This is a genomic window from Neisseria sp. P0021.S007 (assembly GCF_051956855.1).
In genome coordinates this window covers 1-562 of the sequence record NZ_JBQCXA010000944.1, presented here as the reverse complement: position 1 = coordinate 562, position 562 = coordinate 1, and the positions used below count along the sequence as shown (strand labels likewise).

The window sequence follows — 562 nt, the reverse complement described above, 5'->3', positions numbered from 1 at the left end:
ATCTTGGGGTCGTCTGAAAGTACGGAGCCGCATTCTCAAATGGTTTACCAACAACGCGATATACTTTCAAACCCATATTAGCAACTCAGCATGATTTTAACACAACACATTATTTTATTAATGATTTAACTGTACGGTGCAAATGGAAATCCAAATTCAAAAACACCAAATCATCCTGTTGTCCAAATTCAGACGACCTTTTTCACAAAACGGATTTTAGATACAAAAAAGACGCGAAGTCATCAAACCTTGATTCAACACCACGCCTCCCTCATTCCCCAATATATCCGCAACCGTTTGATTCGCTTATAATCCTCATACTTCCAAGCAAGCGGAGACGACGATGGATATGATTATTTTCACTAATATTTTCTTAATCGTTCTATGTATTTTCACCATGCTGCTGGTGTGGTCGCGCAATTGGAAGCGCAAACAGGCGTATTTTGAAAAAATCAAAAACAATCCGGACAATCTGAAATGGCTTGAGCACAATCTGACTGGAAAAGAAACAACAGACCTTAAAAACATCAACGAGCATTTCGGGCTGCCTTTGCTGCAAGCG

1 protein-coding gene is annotated in these 562 nt (G+C 39.7%); it reads left to right on the top strand.

All coding sequences use genetic code 11. The features are described from left to right. Positions 1-343: 343 nt before the first annotated feature. Positions 344-562 (top strand): hypothetical protein (locus tag ACTHUR_RS16865; RefSeq protein ID WP_440399839.1); only part of this gene is annotated, 219 nt, incomplete at its 3' end.